This is a genomic window from Halobacillus campisalis, assembly GCF_030345335.1.
GTDB lineage: Bacteria > Bacillota > Bacilli > Bacillales > Halobacillaceae > Halobacillus_A > Halobacillus_A campisalis.
Genome location: NZ_JAPVRC010000008.1, coordinates 96,104 through 118,455 on the forward strand (window position 1 = coordinate 96,104; position 22,352 = coordinate 118,455).

A 22,352-nucleotide genomic window follows, 5' to 3' on the forward strand; every position below is an offset into this window, starting at 1 on the left:
AATTAGTCTAGAGCCGTAAACCAGTTCATAAATCTTATGGGGGACGATCCAGCTCCAGCGCTTAGCGGCTACTGAGACTTCCTTTACTTCTGTCCGATAAGTCAACATCGAATCACTCCGTTCTTCGTGTTTTCTATATCTCCGCCAGCTCAGTCCAGTCCATACGCCGCTGAACGAAGCGCTTCCGCTTTTACAAAAGGAGTCTCGCAATTTCCCGGACCTTCTTCCGTGTGCGAACCCTGTCATATCATTAAATAAATCTATAAATCGTTTAACATAGATCACCTTTACAGACGAAGGTAATCTATGATTGAAAGAGAGGAGTAACGTACATTGAACAATACTCAATCCATACATATCCCAAAATCTGAAAGCCGCTTACACATGGCCAGGCGTGGAGCCGCTGCTGGTTTCCCGATTGTGCTTGGATATTTGCCCGTAGCTCTGACATATGGTGTCTTAGCCGGCCAATCAGGGATGTCGATTTCAGAACTTACTTTAATGAGTGTTTTAGTGTTTGCGGGTGCTGCTCAATTTTTAGCTGTCAGTATGATCTCAGCAGGGGCTGGAGCCATTGAAATCATAATTGCTGCATTTGTATTGAATTTCAGACACTTTGTCATGAGCTTGTCATTCATGAATCGTTTAAAGGAGATCACATTTCGTGCAAAGCTGCCTATGTCATTAGGGTTAACAGACGAAACATTCACGATGTCTTCTTTACACAAAAAAGAAGCAAAGGAAAAGTACGGCGCCTATTTCTACGCTTCTTTAATACTAACTGCTTATCTTTCGTGGGTCGGAGGTTCGTTCGTTGGAGGGGCATTAGGGGACGTTATCCCTTCCAGACTGAGCGAAAGCATGGGCGTTGCACTTTATGCTATGTTTATTGGACTTCTTATCCCTTCTGTAAAAAAGCATCATCGAATTGTCTTTATTGCCCTTATTGCTATGACAGTCAATTTTATCTTACAAGCGTGGGGAATGAGCGAAGGGTGGTCAATAGTAGCCGGTACCCTTTTAGGCGGCCTCAGTGGTGTTTGGATTTTAGACGATGAGGGGGAAGATATATGATTATTTGGGCAATTATCGGTATGGCGGTTGTGACTGCAGTACCAAGAATACTCCCGGCTTTCATAGTGGACTATGTTCATTTCCCTAAATGGGTGGATCGTTGGTTGAATGCTATTCCTTATGCAGCACTCGGGGCATTGATCTTTCCGGGGATCTTGAGCGTAAAGCCTGAGGCTCCACAAATTGGTGTCATTGCAGGTATGGTCGGCATTTTACTTGCATGGCTGAACTTGAACATCATAATAGTCATCATCGGGGCTATAGCCTCCGTCTTTTTAATGACTTTTTAGCACGCCCGCCCAGTCCTGGCATAACGTATATTGAGACTTCACGAAGGGGATGAATTGTTATGCACAGACAAAATGGCTTTCCAGGGTACGGCCCAGGCGGACCGGGCGGTTTGCCCGGATTTGGACCTGGCCCGGGCGGCGGCCAAGGTGGCCCAGGCGGCTTTCCAGGGTACGGCCCAGGTCAAGGTGGCCCAGGCGGCTTTCCAGGGTACGGCCCAGGTCAAGGTGGCCCGGGCGGCTTTCCAGGATATGGTCAGGGTCAAGGGGGTCCAGGCGGCTTCCCAGGTCAGCCTGGCGGTGGATCACCTCAAGCCCCGCCTTTTTCAGCGGATCAGCTGCCTCCACCACCTAGTTCTCCACCTGCATCAGCTCAGGGAGCGGAACTTTTCGCAGTAGACCCTGGATCTCTTTATGGCTGCCTGTACCGATATACGTGGATTCGTTTAAACAATGGTCAACGCTTTTGGTTCTTCCCTGTTTTCATAGGCAGGACTTCAGTCGCAGGCTATCGATGGCGACCTAATCGCCGTCGCTGGGATTACTTTGGAATCGATTCTAATCGTATTGCCAGCTTCAGTTGTTAACCTTATTAAAGTGCTTTTATCAGAGGGTATCACAAGCGCGATACCCTTTTTTCTGATAAAATATAATCATGACCTAGGGGAAAAAGGGGAAGATAATAATGGCACACGTGAGAGTGGCTCAGCTGGAGGATGCTGAACAAATTGCAAATATCCACATTAAAAGCTGGAAATCTACATATAAAGATTTAATAGACGAGCAAGATATGAGTAATATCACGTTAGAGAATAGAATGGCTTTGTGGGAAACGGTGTTAAAATCGCCTATTAACGGGCAAGTTGCCTTTGTGATCGAGAATAATAAAGGGGAAGTAGTGGGATTTGTTTCCGGTGGGAAGGAACGGACGAAGAATTATACCTATGATGGGGAAATTTATGCCATTTATTTATTGGATGAGTACCAGAGAATCGGATATGGAAGCTGGCTTCTCAATTCATTTGCACAGGCCATGAAAGCCGCCGGTTATCAGTCTTTGCTTGTATGGGTGTTGACTAGGAACCCGTCTGCTAATTTTTATAAAGTTTTAGGAGCCAAACCGGTAGAAGCAGAGGAAGTTACAATCGGATCGGGTACTTATGAAGAAACGGCATATGGGTGGAATGATATTAATGATTTGTTAGACAGATTATGATCCCTTCATTGTAAAAAAAGCTGTCAACCTTTTCTGATTGACAGCTTTTTTAGAAAGCAGAAATTTTATTCATTTTTATAATCATAAGGTTCTATATGGATATGAGCATGATAAATGTGCAGCTCTTCTTCTAGTATTTTTTCTACTTCATCAGTAATCACATGGCCTTGTTCGATAGTAAGACTTGGGTTTATGTGTATTGTCGCATCTACAAGGGTCTGGTTTCCTTGCAGTCTGCCTTTTACATCTTTTACAGCCCATACGTCTGGATGGGCTTCAATTAATTTACGGATCGATTCAATTTCTTGTTCATCGAACCCATCAGTTAATCTGTGACTCGCGTCATAAAAAATATCCCATGCCGTTTTACATATTATAATTCCCACGATCAAACCGGCTAAAGGATCTAGCCAGTAAATACCGAGCTGAGCTCCGAAAATCCCTATCGCCGCACCGACACTTACGAGCGCGTCAGATTTATTATCTTGAGCGGCTGCATAGAGGGCGTTGCTATTTACTTTACTGGAGAGGTTAATATTATATTTATAAACCCCGAACATAATTGCAGCTCCAGTCAGGGCGGTCCATGCTGTTAAAAGTGAAGGCTCAGAAACTTCTTGATTAATAATGTCCTGGAACGTACCGAAGATTACTTCTAATCCTATGGTGACCATAATAAAAGCTGCGATTAATGAGGCGATCGTCTCAGCCTTGAAGTGCCCGTAATGATGATCTTCATCTGGAGGCTTTCTGGAAATTTTCAAGCCGATGAGAACAGCCACAGAGGCGACAATATCTGTCGTATTATTTAAACCGTCCGCACGTAAGGCTTCAGAGTTACCGATTGAAGCAACGAACAATTTTGTCACCGCAAGAATCAGGTATGCGATAATACTAACCCATGCTCCGCGCTCTCCCCTTTTTAAATTTTCATATTCGCCCATACTTCTTTCCTCCACTCTCTAACTTTAAAGCATGGTTAAGCTTACCAAACCCGATGTATTTGGGTCTAGAGAAAAAAAACTACCCTGATTCACATCCCTTGGAGATGGTAAGGTTATTTGCGCTGGCTCAACTCCTTACGTATTACAGGGAAGGGCTTCATAATTATATAGTTACCCTTCGTAAGATTAAATATAAGGGAAATGGATTATTCATAAGAATATCCCTCAGGAGAAAGTTCACAATAATAAACTATTTCCTCGTGTTGCCTTATTAACAATAAGTCCTCCACTTGACATTAGCACAATATAATCTCAATTTCGAGATTCTTAGTTTTGAATAAAAAAAGATTGGGTATATGTATCGTGTATTACGAATAAAGACGAGGTTACAATAAGCCGGAGAACGATTCATAAACCCAACTAAAGGAGAGATTTGTTCATGGCTGATGTAAAATTAGCGATCATTTATTACAGTTCAACCGGAACGAACTACAAGATGGCTCAATGGGCAGAAGATGCTGCAAAGAACGCAGGTGCTGAAGTTAAATTAGTACGCGTACCTGAATTGGCGCCAATGGAAGCGATTGAACAGAATCCGGCATGGAAAGAACACTACTTGGCAACGAAAGATAAAGTGGCTTTAGCTACAGTGGAAGACCTCGACTGGGCTGATGCTTTTATTTTCAGTTCGCCTACCAGGTTTGGAACGCTTCCGGCTCAAACTAAACAATTTCTTGATCAAGCAGGCGGTCTTTGGGCGCAAGGCAAACTAGTGAATAAGGTTGTCAGCGGCATGACTTCAGCACAAAACCCGCATGGAGGCCAAGAAGCAACACTTCTGAATTTGTACACGACAATGTTCCACTGGGGTGCAATTGTCGCTTCTCCTGGATACTCAGATAATTCTATTTTTTCTGCAGGAGGGAACCCATACGGCACTAGTGTGACGGTGGATGGGGAAGGTAACATGAAAGAGGATGTTGAAGGAGCTGTACGTCATCAGGTGAACAGAACATTGGAAGTAGCCAAAAAAATCGTAAACGGTTAATATGCAAATCAAAGATCCCGTATCAAGGGATCTTTTTTTGTCTCTTCTCAATCATTAAGGATTTTTAATATAAGTTCCTTAGATGAAAGAACGGTTTCGGTGATTGTCAGGAGGTAAGGTGGGTGAGAAAAACGTTAACTTTACATAGATTGCAAACAAAATCGAGCGGGGTATGCAAATACAATATGTTCTAAAAAAAATAAATGAGTGTAAATGGCTCTACAGAGGTTTATATTCGAACTTTCCTGGGAATTATATAACTAAATATTCAGAATATTATTGCGTTATGCTTCGAAATGCTTCATAATGAAAAAAAGCAATAGGGGGTATTCTCATGAGAAAGCAAAAGCTAATATATGTGCTACGTCGTGATCCTGGATTCAGAAATCGTGAAATCACTGCCAAAAGAGAATTGTCCTTTGGAATTAAGCTAGCCTCGAAACTGCTTCTAGACCAACTATGTTTTCAGTTCAATAAAGAAAGATTGGACGAAAAGATAAATTTAGCAATTGATAACAACGATCGTGAAGAGTTTGAAAGATTAAGTCAAAATTATAAATATTACACTTTGAAATAGATGTACAGAATGCCGCTCATTGTGAGCGGCATTTTTTTATGAACCTGTTAAAACTCCTACTTGATTTATCGTTTCGCATAAGATGCGTAGTATGGAAGAATGATTTTGCTTTCTATTCTTAGAAGCGAGTGTGTAGATGGAAAAGCATGTCATTCCCACGTTTAACATAGCTGTTTATTTTGTACAGAAAGATTTAAATAATGTTATAGTTATGAGGACTATTTTACAATTAGGAAGGTACTTAATCATGCGAAGAAAATTAACGGTTATTTTAATATCTTTTAGCTTTTTATTGACTGCTTGTTCAGTAATAGACACCACAAGTGAACCTGAAGCCCCACAGGAAGATCAAACTCCTGAAACAAATGACGAGGCAGAAGAAAATGGGGAGGCTGAAGCGTCGTCAAATGAGGAAGAAGAATTGCAGAATGAAAGTGAATATGCGAATGCTTTCGCAGAGAATCTGGATGAACGAGAAGATGAAGATGGACTTACTGTTATTCAGGAACCGGATATTAAAGAGGTAGTAGTAAATAAAAACCGCAAACTTCCAGAAGGCTATGAACCGGATGAATTAGTTGTGCCAGACGTTCGTTTTCCATTTGATGATGATCATCCGAAAAAGTATATGCAGCCAGAGGCTGCTGATGCCCTGGAACAGCTTTTTAATGCGGCTGATGAGCAAGGGTTAGATTTATACGCAACCTCTGGATACCGTTCTTATGATAGACAAAAAACGATTTATGAAAACAATGTGGCGGAGAGAGGTCAAGAGGAAGCTGACAAGTTTTCTGCCAGACCTGGTACGAGTGAACATCAGACGGGTCTTGCGATGGATGTAACGTCCCCTGAGATGGAATTTAAATTGGACCAGAGTTTTATTGACACTGAAGAAGGAGAATGGCTGGCAGACCACGCCCACGAACATGGTTTTGTTATTCGATACCTGGAAGGCACTTCTGATATAACAGGTTATGAATATGAACCATGGCATTTAAGATACATTGGTAAAGATTTATCAGCAGAAATACACGAGAGTGGGGGAACTTTAGAAGAATTTTTTGGTTTCTATCCCGAATAATATATGTGGCCGGCTATAAAAGTCTAAGAAGTAGACTTTTATAGCCGGCCTTTTTTCTATCCTAGTCTTTTGTAAATGGCTATGTTAAGGGTGGTTGTTGATGTTTATAAGTGAGTTATTCAACAATAGGGCAGGATAGTGGAAGGTGGTTTTAGGAATGGACTCGCTTTCCGTGGGAGTGCAGTGAGCTTCCTCAGGCTGCCGCCTTCCGGGATCTCATCAATCACTCTCTTCCCACAGGAGTCTCGCCCATTCCTAAAACCACCTAACGTATATTACTGACGGAACTAAGACATGAGAAGCAAAAAACTCTCTTGCACCAACCTTTCCCAACCCCACTTTCAATATAAAGCGAATGCCACGATCTCATCTTACCCGTGTATTCGAGCTTCGACGCTTAGCGGGTTAACGAGACTCTCTTCACTTCTGTACGATAAGGAAACATCGAATCCCTCCGTTCTTCGTGTTCCCTTTATCTCCGGCAGCTAAGAACGAAGCGCTTTTGCTCTTAAAAAAAGGTGCGGCGCAGTTCCCCAATCCCCAATTAGAAGTAATTGAGAAAAAGAACTACTTTCACTCAAGCGAAGCGTCTTTCATCCCTCCGTTCTTTCGGATTATAAAGTTTTATAGCAAGGTTTTGCAACATTAGAAACTTGGTACTAGAATCAGCGTACTAACAGAAATATTTGCTTTTTCTTGAAGCGGTTTCTCGATACTTATTAGGCAGAGGGGCGGAGGGAAAGCGGTCCGTTTCCCTCGGCCCCTAAATTGTCATTATGGCTCGAAAGTCAGTCTTCCACTAAAGGGAGCTTATATGAATATCAACACGGAACTTTAACAAAGCCTTGTAAATAGTAGTGATGACATTCGCTTATTTCACTTGGAGATGGGTTTCGTTGTTTTCAGGAACGAAACTACTAATGCTGTGTTTTTGGTTGGTCAATAACTTAAACCTACTCTTGTATAATGGAATTCATTTTCCTTAATTTCTTTAAAAGCAAAAAGGGCGGTATCTTTCACCGTTATACGGGTTCCCCCTTCAGGCAGGAAATTTTCCTCGTAGCGCACCTCTCCTTCGTTCTCACCATCTGGTAAGTAGGTAGGGCAAAGGATGACCCAGTCCAGGTTGCTTTTAGCCAGACTTTGATAAACCTTCTGATGTTCTTCAGCAGCGAAAGTAGATCGTCGTTTAGACTCCTTGGACTGATATCTATATTTCCCTTTTTCAAGCCTGCTGTTCAAAATACCTGCGGTCCCCACGGTAATGATTCTGTCGATTCTATGGCTGATCATATGATCTATAATAAGGGGGAAGGTCTTCGATAATGTATCCGTTTTGTCCGTACTCAACGCACTGAAGACGAGGTCACACCCTTGAATTGTTTTTTCTACATCTTCGCTGATAGTTGCGTCACCCTCAATTAAATGAGCACCTGGAATCAAGGACTCAGCTTTTGGTATATCTCTGACGAGTGCCTTTATTTCCCAGCCTGCCTGTAAAGCAAGCTGCACTACGTTAGAACCGACACGGCCGGTTGCACCGAATACTGCAATCTTCATAAAAAAACTCCTTATAATATAAATATTTTCTCTATTTTCACGTATCTTTTGCTAAGCTGATTATAAGACAATTAGGAGATGGGGAGAGCCTTATGAAAAAGAAACCTGTGTTGAGCTGGGTCTTGTATGATGTCGGAAATTCAGCTTTTGCAACGACCATCATGGCGGCAGTTCTGCCTATATTTTATTATGATGTAGCAGCCAAAGGATTAGATGAATCTTTAGCGACGAGCTACTGGGGATATTCCCAATCTATAGCCGTTTTAATCGTCGCTCTTCTAGCACCAATTCTTGGAGCGATCAGTGATTATTCAGCAGCTAAAAAGAAATTCCTGATGTTCTTCGCTTTTATGGGGATGATCGCGAGTGTGATGCTAGCGTTTGTGGGAGAAGGCGGGTACCTTTTAGCTTCCATTTTATTGATTGTCGGAACTATAGGTTTTTCTGGAGGCAATGCTTTCTACGATGCTTTTTTGCCTGAAGTGTCTGAAGAAAACAATATGGATAAGGTTTCTTCTTGGGGGTTTGCGTTCGGTTACATGGGTGGAGGAGTTCTATTAGCAATTAACTTGCTTATGATCATGAAATACGAATGGTTCGGACTTCCTGACACGCTTGCTGGCACAAGGCTGGCTTTTATTTCTGTAGGGGTATGGTGGTTTATTTTTTCCATTCCGTTATTTAGAAATATCGTGGAAGAGAAAAAACATACTTCTAAAAGAACTAAATCCTTTATCAGCATAGGGTTCAAACGTGTAACGCACACTTTTAAAGAAATAAAGAAATTTAAGCAGCTGTTGTTATTCTTAATCGCATTCTGGCTCTATAATGACGGCATTTCCACCATAATAAAAATGGCTACCATTTATGGCAGGGATATAGGGATAGACAGTAACTCCCTCATCATTGCCCTTTTGATTACTCAATTTGTAGGTATACCCTGTACTTTCTTTTTTGGATTTTTGGCTGGCAAAATTTCAGCCAAAAAGGCTCTTACTCTCTCCCTATATATATATTTAGTAATCGTAGGCCTAGGGTACTTTATGACGTCAGCTCTTCATTTTTATATACTTGCGATTTGTGTCGGTCTTGTACAGGGAGGGGCACAATCCTTAAGCCGTTCGATTTTTGGAAAAATGGTGCCTGGGGACCGGCATGGTGAATTTTTTGGGTTTTACGGCATTTCTGCTAAGTTTTCAGCTATTTTCGGCCCATTCGCTTTTGCACTAGTCGGCCAGTTGACTGGCTCTAGCCGCTTAGGAATATTATCTCTTATCGTATTTTTCATTGCAGGCATCGTTTTATTGAGATTTGTAGACATAGATAAAGGAAAAGAAGAAGCGGAGGCGCAAACGAACCCGGAATTCGAACCTGTCATAAAAACATAAAACAAGCAGGAAGGCCTGCTTGTTACACTATCGGAGAAGCATATTTATTAACTGCTTTTAAAGATATAGGCAAACCTGTATCGTAGGATATATTTTGAACCATGCTCTTAATTGTTTCTATACGAGCGTCTGAATCTTCACTCCAATAAAGAAGGATTTCTTTATAAAGGGCGCAAGCTTCTTCTAAAGCCTGGGCATAGAGCTGCTCAAATGAAGCTCTTCTCACTTCGTTGGTTGCGGAATGTCTCCACATAAGCTGCTCCATATTCAAATAATCCTTGTCATCAACTATAGGACGATGAGAGAAAGAAGAAACAGCAGAACCAAGCAGTTTATTTTTATAGCCATATGGATCGAATAAAACTCGTTGGGCCCGCACTATATCTTTGAAGGATTTTTTGATGAAAGAAGAAGGCACATCAAGATCATAATGGTTCTCGATACATGCTTTCAGCCATGATTCTATTTCCTCAACTGTTTGATCCGACAGGTTAATATAAGGGTGAACCGGTGTCAGCCAAGTGATGACCCGGCGGTGCTTTTCCATCATAATTGTATCAATAGCCACCTCCAATGCTTGATGCTTATTCCCTTCATACCCTGATTTATAATGGATATAAGGGTGAGTGATCCGATCTAACATATGATGACTGACGAAACCAAGGATATAAGCTTGAGAATTATGTTTTCGCGACTTCCCGCGCTCAATCATTTCGATTAAAAAATCACCGCAATTCATTGTATGTAATTGCATGCCTGCTTCAGGGACACCATGATCGCTTGCTTTCGGCCAAAAATTATAATAGAAGAATGGATCTGGACCTTGGGCTCCTAAATAAAGCGAACGTTCTGAAGTAGCCAAAAGATCCTCTCTTTCTAATTTCATACAGAGATCTTCCGCAAATAAAATGTGTGTCCAAATATTTGGCATGATTTCACCTCCATTTATAGTTTACTACATAAAAAAGAGCCTACCCAGGCTCTTTTTCTAAACCATTACCCATTTGAAAAGATCAAGCAAAAACAGCTTAAGCTCTCCAACCCTCCTTAGTGGAAAATATGTAGGACTTTCTGTTTCTGCCTCCTTTCTTCTTGTTAAATTTATAATACAACAAAGTTAGAATAATGTAAATACTCTGATTATTTAAATTTCGACATAATCGAAAGGGTTGTTAATGATTGTTTATTAGAAAATTGATACAATTATAGGTGGAATCTTAGTTCAATAAGGGAGGATCTTCATGGATTATCGAATTGAAAAAGACACATTAGGTGAAATTAAAGTCCCAAACGATAAATATTGGGCAGCTCAAACACAGCGCAGTAAAGAGAATTTCCCAATTGGCCAAGAGAAAATGCCGACAGAAGTTATTGAAGGCTTTGCGATTTTGAAAAAAAGTGCGGCTAAAGCTAATTTTGAATTAGGATTATTAGAAGAGAAAAAAGCGCAGGCTATTGGATATGCAGCTGACCTTATCATAAGCGGGGACCTAGAAGAACATTTTCCATTAGTGGTCTGGCAGACGGGCAGCGGCACCCAGTCAAATATGAATGTTAACGAAGTCATCGCTTATGTAGGTAATAAGTGGCTGGCTGAGGAGAACAGCGATTTGAAGCTGCATCCCAATGATGACGTCAATAAATCCCAAAGCTCGAATGATACGTACCCTACAGCTATGCATGTTGCTGCAGTGCGTAAAGTGGAAGAAGTATTACTTCCAGCAGTTACTCAATTCAAACAAACATTAAAAGAAAAAATGGAAGCGTTTCAAGACATTGTGAAAATCGGAAGGACCCACCTTCAGGACGCGACTCCGTTGACATTAGGGCAGGAAATCAGCGGATGGCACCGTATGCTTGAGAAAACAGAAAATATGCTCATTGAAAGTACAAAATATGTAAAAGAATTGGCTATTGGCGGTACAGCAGTAGGCACAGGCTTAAACGCTCATGTCGATTTTTCTAACAAAGTGGTCGAACATATCAATAAAGAAACGTCCAATACGTTTGTTTCAGCACCTAACAAGTTTCACGCCTTAACGTCCCATGATGAACTTGTTCACACACATGGAGCGGTCAAAGCTTTAGCTGCTGATGTTATGAAAATTGCCAATGATGTGCGCTGGTTGGCTAGTGGCCCTAGATGCGGAATTGGAGAAATCACTATTCCGGCAAACGAACCAGGCAGTTCCATCATGCCGGGTAAAGTAAATCCAACACAAAGCGAAGCTATCACTATGGTAGCTGCCCAAGTTATGGGGAATGATGCCACCATTGGATTTGCCGCTAGTCAAGGGAATTTCGAATTGAACGTTTTCAAACCGGTCATCGCTTACAATTTCCTTCAGTCCTCCCAGCTTCTTGCTGACAGTATTGTTTCATTCGATGAAAGATGTGTAACTGGTTTGGAACCTGATCATGAACAAATTGAAAAATATTTACGCGATTCTTTAATGCTTGTGACGGCGTTGAATCCACACATCGGTTATGAAAATGCCGCAAAAATCGCTAAGGCTGCTTTTGAAAAAAATCAAACACTTAAAGAGACGGCTGTTGAATTAGACTTATTGTCAGAAGAACAATTTGAGCAGTACGTAGACCCTAAAGCTATGACAAAACCGAATTCTTGATTGATTTTATTTAGCCATGTTCTCAAGCTTTTAATATACCGTTTATTACCAATTAAAATTTGTGATAAAAATTAAAGGCAGTGCTCATACTACTATCACACACAGGAGGTGAGACAACATGGCTAACAACAGCTCAAACAATCTAGTTGTACCTGGAGTACAACAAGCTTTAGATCAAATGAAATACGAAATCGCTCAAGAATTCGGAGTACAGCTTGGTGCTGATTCTACTTCCCGTGCTAACGGTTCTGTAGGTGGAGAAATCACTAAACGTCTTGTACAAATGGCTGAACAACAGTTCGGTGGACAACAAAAATAAATAAATTGAAAGAAGAGAAAGGGTGCGCCCTTTCTCTTTTTATATTTCTCGAAGTTATAAGTGAATTTTATTCTAACTTGATTCTTTGTTCGGTTATGGCATCAAAAAAGTGTGCCTTCCCCAAATCTAAACCTAAGGAAAGCCGGCCTCCTGCATGAATATCATCTCTAGACTTTACGCGAGCTACGAATTCCTGGCCGCCCATACTTGCATATACATATGTTTCGGATCCCATCAATTCCGCTACTTCTACGTTCACGCTTATTTTGTTGTACGAATGATTATTTAGAACTGCATCCTGGAAATCTTCAGGTCTAATACCCAGGATAATATTTTTTCCGATTAAGTTTTGTTTTTCCAATGCTTGGAGCTTATCTTTCGAAATAGATAGTTTGATTTTTTCCATTTTAAAATAACCTTTTTCAATTTTTCCATTAAAAAAATTCATAGCAGGAGATCCTATAAAGCCGCCGACGAATACGTTCTCAGGTGTATCATATACTTCTTTAGGTGTTCCGACTTGCTGAATGAACCCGTCTTTCATTACGACTAGCCGGGTAGCCATTGTCATCGCTTCAGTTTGGTCATGTGTTACATAGATAGTAGTAGTTTTAAGACGTTGGTGCAGCTTCTGGATTTCTGTTCTCATCTGAGCTCTTAATTTTGCGTCAAGGTTAGACAAAGGTTCATCCATTAAAAATACTTTAGCATCACGTACGATGGCTCTACCTAACGCTACACGCTGTCTTTGACCACCGGATAGTGCTTTTGGTTTACGGTCAAGCAAGGCCTCTAATCCAAGGATTTTAGCAGCTTCCTGGATTCGTCGGTCAATTTCTTTTTTATCCATTTTCCTTACTTTTAAACTGAATGCTAAATTTTTATATACGTTGATATGAGGATAGAGGGCATAATTTTGAAAAACCATCGCGATGTCGCGATCCTTAGGTGGAATGTCATTCATACGGATGTCGTCAATTAAGAAGTTCCCTCCTGAAATGACTTCAAGGCCTGCAATCATGCGTAATGTTGTAGATTTTCCGCATCCAGAAGGACCGACAAACACTATAAATTCTTCATCTCCAATATGTAAATTGAAATCTTTTACAGCTTTAAATTTTTTGTCATAAATCTTTTCCACTCGATCCAGGACTAATTGAGCCATAAGAACCCACCTCCAGATAATATTCAGTATTTTCTGTATATTAGAAGTTTAGCTTAGAAGGTAAGGAAGGTAAATGTAAGTTATGCACAAACCCTTTAGTGTTAATTTGTGCATAATGTCGGTGCATAAAAAAAGCAGCCTCATTTTGAGGCTGCTTTTGTATTTACTATGTTATCGGATACGCAGTTCACTGTCTGCATCAAAGAAATGAACTTTGTTCATATCAATGGCAAGCTCAATTTTATCTCCGCCGTTCACATCAGAACGGGAATCAACACGAGCGATAAATTCTTGATCATGGATGCGGGAGTAAAGGTAGGATTCGGCACCCATCAATTCAGCAACTTCTATATCCGCCTTAATTTTCTTGTCAGGGTTAGCATCAATAAATAACTGCTCATCATGCATATCTTCTGGGCGCACTCCAAGAATTACTTCTTTCCCGATATAATTTTGGTCACGAAGTGTTTTCAGTTTACCTTCAGGAATAGCGATATTGACGTCTCCACCTAAGTTAACATGTCCTTCACTTAATGTTCCGTTAAAGAAGTTCATAGCGGGAGAACCAATGAATCCGCCGACAAATACGTTCTCGGGTTTATCGTAAACCTCTTTTGGAGCGCCAACTTGTTGAATGAGTCCATCTTTCATGACAACAAGACGAGTCGCCATGGTCATCGCTTCAGTTTGGTCGTGTGTTACATAAATAGTTGTTGTCTGCAGGCGCTGGTGAAGCTTTTGAATTTCAGCACGCATTTGCACACGTAGTTTGGCATCCAGGTTGGAAAGAGGCTCATCCATCAAGAATACTTTCGCATCACGAACGATAGCGCGGCCCAGAGCAACACGCTGACGCTGACCACCTGACAGCGCTTTCGGTTTACGGTCTAATAAAGCTTCCAAACCAAGAATATTCGCTGCATTGTTTACACGCTGTTCAATTTCTTTTTTATCCATTTTGCGCAGCTTTAGTCCAAATGCCATATTATCGTAGACATTCATATGTGGATATAGTGCGTAGTTCTGGAAAACCATCGCTATATCACGGTCTTTAGGAGCTACATCGTTCATTCTTTTTTCATCAATCATAAAATCTCCGCCCGAGATTTCTTCCAATCCAGCAATCATTCTAAGGGTAGTGGACTTTCCGCAACCAGAGGGACCTACAAAGACGACAAATTCTTTGTCTCCGATATGTAAATTAAAATCATCAACCGCCTTCACCTTTTTATCATATACTTTTTCAATATTATTTAACTTTAGCTCTGCCATTTTAAAATCCTCCTCATGTGAAATCGCTTTCTTTTGTATGTTTATAGTGTAGCGAAGTTACGAAGGCTGGTAAATGGACAAAGTGCACAAAGAACCAAAATGGCTTTTGTGCACTCTGATTACGGGTTCAAGTAGATTAGCAATAAGTAGACGATGGCCGCCTTTTCAAATTGCTTGATATCAACACCAGTTTTATCAATGAATTTATCTACACGATATTGCAGTGAGTTACGGTGCATAAACAAAAGCTTGGCAGCGAGCGAGGTATTGGAACCAGACTCGAGAAATACTCTAATGGTCCGAAGCAGTTCAATGTCCTCTTCCGCTTCAGATAAAATAGAATGCTGAAGAGATGCAAGGTCCTCTGCTGGGATTGCGTCAATAAACAAGTAGGGGATGACATCATGGAAGTGAACTACTTCCGCCGGCTGATATTTTTTTGAAAGCACAGAACAACGGTTAGCCCACTCAAATGCCCTGCGATATTGATTTATATCGTAGATCTCATCGCTGATGTAAAATTGAAGCTTTGTATAAAAATCACTCATTAAGATGTCGATCACCATTTCAAAAGAAATCGGTTCCTGGTCTTTTTTAAAGAATTCTTCGATAATGAAGCCTTCCTGACTGTTTTGCCATATTAGGGGCATTTCTTCGGGAAAAAGAGCTTGAAGGGCCTCTTGGAAATCGTCAGTGTCTAAACTTTGATCAGCTAGAGAAAAGAATACATAACGAATTTTATAAGGATTACTAGGTAAAATGAGCTCCTCTGTATCACCTTCAAGATACTCTTTCCACACGCGTTCTTGATGAGAGAGTTTAAAGTCAGGAAATTCAAAAGGGGTCATGAATGCCGATAGAAGTCTGGCCTCTCGTTCGCTCATTTCCTCTTGTGCAATACCTATAATTTTATCTTCGCTGGTGCGAAAAAATTTGTAAGGATGAGAAGGGATGTGTGTGTGATCCTTTACTTCAATCAAGGATGGATAATCTTCTTTTAATTGATCAGTCAGTGACATAGAAAACTTCCTTTTTACAATGAAATTTATTAATATGATAATATAGATAAAAATAATCGGTTATCGCCAGTATACACGATATTTTGGTTCTAATTAAGTTAAGTAGGGGGCAATTAATATGACAGATATAAGAAATAAATACGAGTATCCGCAAGAAACGAAGAACCGTTTAAAAAGAATCGAGGGCCAAGTGCGCGGAGTTTTGAAAATGATGGAAGAAGATAAAGAATGTAAAGATGTCATCACTCAGTTATCGGCTGCCAGGTCAGCAATGGACCGTGCTATAGGCTATATTGTAGCGAAAAATTTAGAAACTTGCATCAAGGTAGCAGAAGAGGAAGGCGAATCTGCGGAGGAATTGATCAATGAAGCCGTTAATATGATTGTTAAAAGCCGATAACCATTAAAATTAGAAGATGCTGCTCAAGTGAGCAGCATCTTTCTTTATTTTGCATCTTCTTCAGGAATAGGGTGAACTTCTCCAATTTGCTCATGCCCATAGGAAGATCGAGGCCGTCCCCCGGCCATTCCTTCATTGATCATGCGATCGACATCGAGCTCGAATCGATCTTTTCCTTCAGCGGATTCACTTCTTCTTTTATCCAACTCATCACCTCCGTGTCTATATTGTCTCCCTCTTAATCCTCACGTATCCGAATAGTAAAGAAACATATTACCTGCCCTCTATCATAAATATAAAAGCAAGGGAGGCATAACTATGAGGGAAAAGAACTTTTTGAGGGTGCTAGAACGCGCCATTGAAAATGAGTGGGCTGCCAATGAGTTTTATCAAAGATTAAAAAAAGATGCACCAGACGAATCGTGCATGAATGACATTGAACTTGCAGAAGAAGATGAAGCAAAACATTATTACATGTTTCAACATCTTTATTACCAACTTACAGATTGTTATCACTCTTTTGATCCTAAATTCGTTGAATATATTACTTTTGAACAAGGTGCGGACAAGGCCAGACGCAATACATTTGAAGCAGTTGAAATGTATAGGGAAATGCTTTACATGATTCCCAGTCCAGATGCCTATCAGCCATTTTTCATCGCAATGACAGACGAAATGGAGCGTGCAAATCGTCTTGAGAAGATCTTAGTGAGATTATAAATAAACATAATCAGGAGTGGAACCTTTAAGTGGTTCGCACTCTTTTTATTTTTAGGATCTGTTAAATTTCCGTGTTGATATTCATATAAGCTCTCTTATGTTGAAAACTCAGTTTGGAGGCTTTTAAATGAGAAGGAGGTGGCTTTAGAAAACGGATCGCTATTCCCCGCCGCCCTGATCCAATCACCCAATGTCACGAATCCAAGTCTTCCACTATCCTGACATATTGTTGAATAACTCTTATGAATATTAACAACAACGTGTGCTTAATAAAATGATAGGGTACTTATCTTAATTATATTTTAACAAGACGACTGGGTGGAGGCCTGGCGGATCGTTGCAGTTTTCACGGACACCAGCAAAAAGAACAGCTCTTTTAGATGCGAGAGAGAATTTGAAAATCGATACTGAGTTTTAATTTACGCTATTTTAAAATAATTAGATAATCTCAGAATTTTGGTCGTCATCTCTAGTTGGCCAGTGAAGCATTATTGCTCTATAATTGGACTGAAGTTCATTGTTTGAAAAGAGGTAAATAATTTATGAATGCAATCGTACTAATTATTTTAATGATGGTCATAGGAGCGGCCATTGGCGGTGTTACGAATTCGTTAGCCATAAAAATGCTCTTTCGTCCTTATAAGGCCATATATATAGGTAAGTATAGGCTTCCTTTTACGCCTGGATTAATTCCAAAAAGGCAGCCGGAATTAGCGAAGCAGCTAGGGAGAATGGTTGTCGAGCACCTTTTGACGGCAGAAGGATTAAAACGGAAAATAGAAGGACAGGAATTTCAGAATCAACTGACGAATTTCGCTCAACGAGAAGTTGAAAAAGCATTGAATCATGAGGCGACCCTCCAGGATTTATTTGAGAATTTAGAAATGAATATAGATACGCAGCACGTTGAAGAATCCATTTCGACTTGGATAGAAGATCGCTATGAGGGATTGATGGAAAAATATCGTGATCAAAGGCTTAAGGATCTTATTACTGATAAGTGGTCGGACAAGGCAGAGGCCGGAGCTGACCAACTCGCTGTTTATATTCAAGAGAAAGTGCACCTTTTCTTAGCGAGCCCGGAAGGTAAAGAAAAAGTAGGTGACTTAATTGATGATTATTTGAATAAACAAGGATTCCTGGGTAATATGATTCAATCTTTTATGGGATCAGAGCGAGTCATCGACCGAGTGCATCCTGTCATTATTCGATATGTTACAGCAGGAGAAACGACGGACTGGCTGCAAACTATGCTTCGCAGTGAATTATATTCCGCGTTAAATCAGCGGTTAAGCTATTTTGAGAACCAGGTAGGTAAACATACGATTACAAAAGGACTTGGACAAGCCGTTACAAGAACTCTACCTATTGAAAAGTGGCTGAATACATCAATAGCGGAGTGGTCAAAATCGTTTCAATCTCGGATTATATTTGACGTGGTGCCTCTTCTCGTTCCTAAAGCCACTGTACTTATCTCTTCCAGAATCGAAAAGATGATGGAATCGATGCACTTGTCTGAAATTGTCCAAGAAGAAGTCGATTCATTCAATGTTGGCCGTCTGGAAGAAATGGTGCTTGGAATTTCTAAAAGAGAATTTAAAATGATCACATATCTAGGGGCATTATTAGGTGGGATGATAGGGATTTTTCAAGGAATTCTAGTGCTTTTATTCGGATAACCCCCTATTCCTATACATGGCTTAACATGTTTGTTATAGTGAGGAAGGAATTCGAAACTTATTAACGTAGGAGGTTCAAATCATTTATGTCTAATATTTATGATCACGCATATGAACTAGAAAAAGCAATTCGCAATAGCGAGGAATTCAACGGTTTAAAAGACGCTTATGAAGCGGTAATGAATGACGAAGCTGCGAAGAAAATGTTCGAAGATTTCCGTCAGACCCAAATCACTCTTCAGCAAAAACAAATGCAAGGTGAAGAGATTTCAGAGGAAGAAGTTGAGCAGGCACGTCAAGTTGTCGAACTTGTTCAGCAGCACCCTCAAATTTCTAAACTTATGGAAGAAGAGCAGCGTCTCAACACTGTAATCAATGACGTAAGTAAAATTATCACAAAGCCTCTTGAAGAGCTTTATGGTAATCCTGAAGAACCACAACAATAAGAAACAACCTTTAAAGAGCCACCTGTAATGGGTGGCTTTTTTTTATGAAATTTTTGTAAAAAAAGCAAGGGATTTGGAGCGTCGTGGCGAACTATTAATATAGGGACACTACTGTCGAGGGGGATACTCATGAATTATTTTAAGGTAAAGAAGAAAAAATCCATTACTTTTTTAAAACTGGACCGCGGAGAAAAATACAATGCTTTACATGTAGAGATGCTGCGGGAATTTGCTGATATCGTTGAGAACGTGAAAAATGATGAAGATACACAGATCGTCGTTTTATCGGGTGCGGGCGGTGGCTTCTGTGCAGGCGGAGACGTCACAATGATGAAGGAAGTTAGTGATCCAGAAGTTTATGATCAAGTCATGAACGATATTGAACGAATAGTAACTGGCTTCTATTCCATGCCTAAAATTGTTCTTGCTGCCTTGCACGGTCCTGTCGTCGGTTTAGGTTTAAGCATCGCCCTGTCTGCTGATTATTTAATAGCTGAAGCAAATGCGAAGCTATCTATGAATTTTATCGGAATCGGTCTTGCACCTGATGGCGGCGGTCATTTCTTTTTAGAAAAGCGATTAGGTACTCACCGAGCCAAACAGTTTGCCTGGCAGGGAGAGAACTTACAGGCTGAAGAAGCATATGACCATCAATTGATCGATTCAGTTTTTGAAAAGGATATTCAACTGGAAGCAGAAAAGCTTGCTGAAAAATGGACCGTGAGACCGTTGCAATCCATGATAGCCTCAAAAAAAATCTATCACCAATACGGTATGGATCAGCTTTTGCAATACTTAGCAAAAGAAAGGCGGTCGCAGTGGAAATTAAGGCAGACTTCCGATCATAAAGAAGGAGTACAAGCCTTTTTAGAGAAACGTGAACCTAAATTCAAAGGAAAATAAGTAAAAAGTCGCGTGTCTCACGCGACTTTTTATGTGGTTACCTATGGAACAATACAAGGTGACCTTCAGGTGCGGCACAGCGGTGTGTATATTCTAAAAATCCTTTATCTTCTAGAGTTGCTTGACCTATTCGTTTAGCCTCTTTATCATCACGGGCCTCAATTATTTCATCAAGAACATTCGTTCCATCTTTCTCAAATACGGTAAGATAATATTTCTTCATTAAAAGAACCTCCTAGGTGAATGGTGCCTCATTTTATATATTAGGCATAAACTGCCGAAATTCCTGCTAAATTATCAAAATAAATGAAACAAAACCAAAATGAATCCGTATGTATAATTGGAAAAAGGGGGAATAGTTGATGACTTTGAAATTACATAATGTTACGAAAAAGTTCGGCTCCTTTACAGCTGTCGATCATCTTTCTTTAGAAATTCCAGAAAAACAAATATTTGGTTTTCTTGGGGCTAATGGTGCAGGTAAAACTACTACATTTCGTATGATCCTGGGTCTTATTCAACAAAGTGGAGGGGATATAACATGGAACGAAAGTGGGATCGGTTACGATAAAAGTCACCTGATTGGATATTTACCTGAAGAGAGAGGGTTGTATCCTAAAATGAAGGTACAGGACCAGCTCGTCTATTTAGCTCGTTTAAGAGGAATGAATAGTAAGGAAGCAATCCATGAGCTTGAGCAATGGCTTGAAAAGTTTAAAGTACCAGACTATAAATCAAAAAAAGTAGAGGACTTGTCTAAAGGGAACCAGCAGAAAATTCAATTCATCTCTGCCGTCCTTCACAAACCAAAATTACTTATTCTAGATGAACCATTTTCCGGCTTGGACCCAGTCAATGTAGAAATGCTGAAGGAAGCTGTAGTTGAATTAAAAGAGGCGGGCACTTCAATCGTTTTTTCATCCCATAGAATGGAGCATGTAGAAGAACTTTGCGAGCATTTATGCATTCTTCATCATGGAAAACCGGTCGTCCATGGCAAGCTGAAGGATATTAAGCGCTCGTTCGGTAAGAAAAATGTAAGAGTCCGCGCTGATTTTGATTTAGCATTTCTTAAAGACCTTCCAGGTGTGACAAAATATAAAAGTTTAGGAGACAGTTGCGAGTTACAAGTGGAAAATGAACATATATCCCAAACCATCCTCACCGAGCTTCACGGAAAAGGTTTTATTCGCACATTTGATTTGGAAGAACCATCATTGAACGACATCTTTATTGAGAAGGTGGGGGATTCCTATGAATAAGTTTTTTATAATGGTAGGGCAAACATTTAAGTCTCGGGTTAAATCGAAATCTTTTTTTATCACTACTCTCGTTACACTAGCTCTGATTTTTTTAATAACAAATATTCAGACTATCATTGAGATGTTCGATGATGAAGAAGAGGGTGCGGGTACTTCTGAAATAGCTGTTGTAAGTGATGAAGAAAGCTGGGCTATACTTCTCGGAGAAACTTTATCGAGCCAAGAGGGGCTTTCAGTAGAAGTCAATGAAGTTAATTCAGATGAAGCAAGGGAATCTGTCGAAGAAGGCACCTACGATTCGGCCATATCCCTTGATTCTGGAGAAGATGGGTTGCCTGTTGCCACTCAATACACAGGAGAAGACTCATCTCTTGCAGAAGCGGAAATGATGCAGCAAAGTTTACAGCAAGTAAAAGTAGCGATTGCCGCCGAAGAAGCTGAAGTTGACGAGGCAACATTGCAAGCGATTAACACTCCTATTCCATTCGAAACTGTTTTTGTGGGAGAAGAAAGCGGCGCTAAATCATCAGAGGAAATGGCACAGACCCGTGGATTGGTCTACGTTATGCTATTTTTGCTATACCTATCAGTCATGCTTTATGGAAGCATGATAGCTACCGAAGTTGCAACGGAAAAATCTAGCCGTGTTATGGAAATCCTCATTTCCAGCGTCTCGCCTGTTTCACAAATGTTTGCTAAAATAACAGGCATTGCTCTGCTCGGGCTTTTACAGTTTTCATTGATTCTTGGAGTAGGGTATATAGGAGTCCAGCAGAATTCAGGAGAAGGGTCTTTTCTGAATGAATTTGGACTAGGAGACATTCAGTTAAGTGTGATTGCTTACGGCATATTATTTTTTATTTTAGGATATTTATTGTATGCCACTTTGGCTGCAACATTAGGCTCGCTGGTCAGTCGGTTAGAGGACGCCCAGCAGATGATATCACCAATGGTCTATCTGATTATTATCGCCTTTTTTATCTCCGTGTTCGGTTTAAATGCACCTGACTCTACGTTCATTACGGTAACATCCTATATACCATTCTTCTCACCGCTCATCATGTTCTTAAGGGTAGGTATGCTTGATATACCGCTGTGGGAAGTCATTTTATCTGTAGGCTTTCTCGTAGCCGCTATCGTAGTATTGGCAATGATAGGAGCTCGGGTATATAAAGGCGGGGTTCTAATGTACGGCAAATCTACATCCTTAAAAGATGTCAAAAGAGCATTTCAACTATCTAAAAAGGAGAATTAATAATGGACCCTCACTTTCTAATTGAAAGTGGGGTTTTTAATTGAGAAAGATATATTGTTCATGAATACCCACGTCATAGCGTTTTGGTGGATTTACATACTCTTTGA

Annotated in this window: 25 protein-coding genes; 17 read left to right on the forward strand and 8 right to left on the reverse strand. The window is 40.4% G+C overall.

Going from position 1 to position 22,352, the window contains the following annotated elements; translation table 11 throughout:
- Positions 1 to 384 precede the first annotated feature (384 nt).
- The 4 genes from O2Q26_RS15730 to O2Q26_RS15745 all read left to right on the forward strand — a co-directional run bounded on the left by O2Q26_RS15730 (position 385) and on the right by O2Q26_RS15745 (position 2,577).
- Positions 385 to 1,074, forward strand: coding sequence for an AzlC family ABC transporter permease (locus tag O2Q26_RS15730; protein WP_289216832.1), 690 nt, complete (start codon positions 385 to 387; stop codon positions 1,072 to 1,074).
- Complete coding sequence (locus O2Q26_RS15735; protein ID WP_289216795.1) at positions 1,071 to 1,364, forward strand: AzlD domain-containing protein; 294 nt, start codon at positions 1,071 to 1,073, stop codon at positions 1,362 to 1,364. Before O2Q26_RS15730 ends, O2Q26_RS15735 begins: the two co-directional genes overlap by 4 nt.
- Before the next feature lie 59 nt (positions 1,365 to 1,423).
- Complete coding sequence (locus O2Q26_RS15740; RefSeq protein WP_289216796.1) at positions 1,424 to 1,948, forward strand: hypothetical protein; 525 nt, start codon at positions 1,424 to 1,426, stop codon at positions 1,946 to 1,948.
- A gap of 98 nt (positions 1,949 to 2,046) precedes the next feature.
- Entirely contained in the window at positions 2,047 to 2,577 is a 531-nt protein-coding gene (locus tag O2Q26_RS15745) for a GNAT family N-acetyltransferase (RefSeq protein ID WP_289216797.1), read from the forward strand.
- A 65-nt stretch (positions 2,578 to 2,642) separates the two neighbouring features.
- Here O2Q26_RS15745 and O2Q26_RS15750 read toward each other — a convergent pair whose 3' ends face one another.
- Positions 2,643 to 3,521, reverse strand: coding sequence for a cation diffusion facilitator family transporter (locus tag O2Q26_RS15750; RefSeq protein ID WP_289216798.1), 879 nt, complete (start codon positions 3,519 to 3,521; stop codon positions 2,643 to 2,645).
- A 439-nt stretch (positions 3,522 to 3,960) separates the two neighbouring features.
- Here O2Q26_RS15750 and wrbA point away from each other — a divergent pair, with 439 nt between their 5' ends.
- From wrbA to O2Q26_RS15765, 3 genes are all read left to right on the forward strand, one after another.
- The gene (gene wrbA, locus O2Q26_RS15755; RefSeq protein WP_289216799.1) at positions 3,961 to 4,569 is read left to right on the forward strand and encodes an NAD(P)H:quinone oxidoreductase; all 609 of its coding nucleotides are present in this window, start codon (positions 3,961 to 3,963) and stop codon (positions 4,567 to 4,569) included.
- A 334-nt stretch (positions 4,570 to 4,903) separates the two neighbouring features.
- Positions 4,904 to 5,146 carry an IDEAL domain-containing protein gene (locus tag O2Q26_RS15760; protein WP_253936442.1) on the forward strand — a complete coding sequence of 81 codons (243 nt, stop codon included), beginning with the start codon at positions 4,904 to 4,906 and terminating at the stop codon, positions 5,144 to 5,146.
- 247 nt (positions 5,147 to 5,393) lie between these two features.
- On the forward strand, positions 5,394 to 6,227 hold the full coding sequence (locus tag O2Q26_RS15765; protein ID WP_289216800.1) for a M15 family metallopeptidase: 834 nt from the start codon (positions 5,394 to 5,396) through the stop codon (positions 6,225 to 6,227).
- A 939-nt stretch (positions 6,228 to 7,166) separates the two neighbouring features.
- Here the strand turns inward: O2Q26_RS15765 and O2Q26_RS15770 are convergent.
- Complete coding sequence (locus tag O2Q26_RS15770; protein ID WP_289216801.1) at positions 7,167 to 7,787, reverse strand: NAD(P)-dependent oxidoreductase; 621 nt, start codon at positions 7,785 to 7,787, stop codon at positions 7,167 to 7,169.
- 92 nt (positions 7,788 to 7,879) lie between these two features.
- Here O2Q26_RS15770 and O2Q26_RS15775 point away from each other — a divergent pair, with 92 nt between their 5' ends.
- Entirely contained in the window at positions 7,880 to 9,175 is a 1,296-nt protein-coding gene (locus O2Q26_RS15775; protein WP_289216802.1) for an MFS transporter, read from the forward strand.
- 22 nt (positions 9,176 to 9,197) lie between these two features.
- Here O2Q26_RS15775 and O2Q26_RS15780 read toward each other — a convergent pair whose 3' ends face one another.
- Positions 9,198 to 10,106, reverse strand: coding sequence for a zinc dependent phospholipase C family protein (locus tag O2Q26_RS15780; protein ID WP_289216803.1), 909 nt, complete (start codon positions 10,104 to 10,106; stop codon positions 9,198 to 9,200).
- Positions 10,107 to 10,416: 310 nt separating this feature from the next.
- Here O2Q26_RS15780 and fumC point away from each other — a divergent pair, with 310 nt between their 5' ends.
- Complete coding sequence (gene fumC / locus O2Q26_RS15785; protein WP_289216804.1) at positions 10,417 to 11,805, forward strand: class II fumarate hydratase; 1,389 nt, start codon at positions 10,417 to 10,419, stop codon at positions 11,803 to 11,805.
- Positions 11,806 to 11,923: 118 nt separating this feature from the next.
- A complete protein-coding gene (locus O2Q26_RS15790; protein ID WP_253936448.1) occupies positions 11,924 to 12,124 on the forward strand; it encodes an alpha/beta-type small acid-soluble spore protein in 201 nt (66 codons plus the stop codon).
- 67 nt (positions 12,125 to 12,191) lie between these two features.
- Here O2Q26_RS15790 and O2Q26_RS15795 read toward each other — a convergent pair whose 3' ends face one another.
- From O2Q26_RS15795 to O2Q26_RS15805, 3 genes are all read right to left on the reverse strand, one after another.
- Positions 12,192 to 13,289, reverse strand: a complete 1,098-nt coding sequence (locus O2Q26_RS15795; RefSeq protein ID WP_289216805.1) for an ABC transporter ATP-binding protein — start codon at positions 13,287 to 13,289, stop codon at positions 12,192 to 12,194.
- A 171-nt stretch (positions 13,290 to 13,460) separates the two neighbouring features.
- Positions 13,461 to 14,561, reverse strand: coding sequence for an ABC transporter ATP-binding protein (locus O2Q26_RS15800; RefSeq protein ID WP_289216806.1), 1,101 nt, complete (start codon positions 14,559 to 14,561; stop codon positions 13,461 to 13,463).
- 119 nt (positions 14,562 to 14,680) lie between these two features.
- Entirely contained in the window at positions 14,681 to 15,580 is a 900-nt protein-coding gene (locus O2Q26_RS15805; RefSeq protein WP_289216807.1) for a PucR family transcriptional regulator, read from the reverse strand.
- Between the two features lie 118 nt (positions 15,581 to 15,698).
- Here O2Q26_RS15805 and O2Q26_RS15810 point away from each other — a divergent pair, with 118 nt between their 5' ends.
- Positions 15,699 to 15,980 (forward strand): metal-sensitive transcriptional regulator, encoded by a 282-nt coding sequence (locus O2Q26_RS15810; protein ID WP_289216808.1) that lies wholly within the window; start codon positions 15,699 to 15,701, stop codon positions 15,978 to 15,980.
- A gap of 44 nt (positions 15,981 to 16,024) precedes the next feature.
- On the opposite strand, the gene O2Q26_RS15815 is transcribed toward O2Q26_RS15810, so the two are convergent.
- On the reverse strand, positions 16,025 to 16,186 hold the full coding sequence (locus tag O2Q26_RS15815; RefSeq protein WP_289216809.1) for a hypothetical protein: 162 nt from the start codon (positions 16,184 to 16,186) through the stop codon (positions 16,025 to 16,027).
- 112 nt (positions 16,187 to 16,298) lie between these two features.
- Here O2Q26_RS15815 and O2Q26_RS15820 point away from each other — a divergent pair, with 112 nt between their 5' ends.
- The 4 genes from O2Q26_RS15820 to O2Q26_RS15835 all read left to right on the forward strand — a co-directional run bounded on the left by O2Q26_RS15820 (position 16,299) and on the right by O2Q26_RS15835 (position 19,728).
- Positions 16,299 to 16,700 carry a ferritin-like domain-containing protein gene (locus tag O2Q26_RS15820; RefSeq protein ID WP_289216810.1) on the forward strand — a complete coding sequence of 134 codons (402 nt, stop codon included), beginning with the start codon at positions 16,299 to 16,301 and terminating at the stop codon, positions 16,698 to 16,700.
- Positions 16,701 to 17,242: 542 nt separating this feature from the next.
- Entirely contained in the window at positions 17,243 to 18,379 is a 1,137-nt protein-coding gene (locus O2Q26_RS15825) for a DUF445 domain-containing protein (protein ID WP_289216811.1), read from the forward strand.
- Positions 18,380 to 18,465: 86 nt separating this feature from the next.
- Positions 18,466 to 18,825 carry a YlbF/YmcA family competence regulator gene (locus tag O2Q26_RS15830; protein WP_253937242.1) on the forward strand — a complete coding sequence of 120 codons (360 nt, stop codon included), beginning with the start codon at positions 18,466 to 18,468 and terminating at the stop codon, positions 18,823 to 18,825.
- Positions 18,826 to 18,954: 129 nt separating this feature from the next.
- Positions 18,955 to 19,728, forward strand: coding sequence for an enoyl-CoA hydratase (locus tag O2Q26_RS15835; RefSeq protein WP_289216812.1), 774 nt, complete (start codon positions 18,955 to 18,957; stop codon positions 19,726 to 19,728).
- Between the two features lie 37 nt (positions 19,729 to 19,765).
- On the opposite strand, the gene O2Q26_RS15840 is transcribed toward O2Q26_RS15835, so the two are convergent.
- The gene (locus tag O2Q26_RS15840; protein WP_289216813.1) at positions 19,766 to 19,951 is read right to left on the reverse strand and encodes a YhzD family protein; all 186 of its coding nucleotides are present in this window, start codon (positions 19,949 to 19,951) and stop codon (positions 19,766 to 19,768) included.
- A 139-nt stretch (positions 19,952 to 20,090) separates the two neighbouring features.
- On the opposite strand from O2Q26_RS15840, the gene O2Q26_RS15845 reads away from it, so the two are divergent.
- Together O2Q26_RS15845 and O2Q26_RS15850 are read left to right on the forward strand one after the other, a co-directional pair.
- Positions 20,091 to 20,990, forward strand: a complete 900-nt coding sequence (locus O2Q26_RS15845) for an ABC transporter ATP-binding protein (protein WP_289216814.1) — start codon at positions 20,091 to 20,093, stop codon at positions 20,988 to 20,990.
- Positions 20,983 to 22,245, forward strand: a complete 1,263-nt coding sequence (locus O2Q26_RS15850; protein ID WP_289216815.1) for an ABC transporter permease — start codon at positions 20,983 to 20,985, stop codon at positions 22,243 to 22,245. The genes O2Q26_RS15845 and O2Q26_RS15850 overlap by 8 nt, the downstream gene beginning before the upstream one ends.
- Positions 22,246 to 22,352 lie beyond the last annotated feature (107 nt).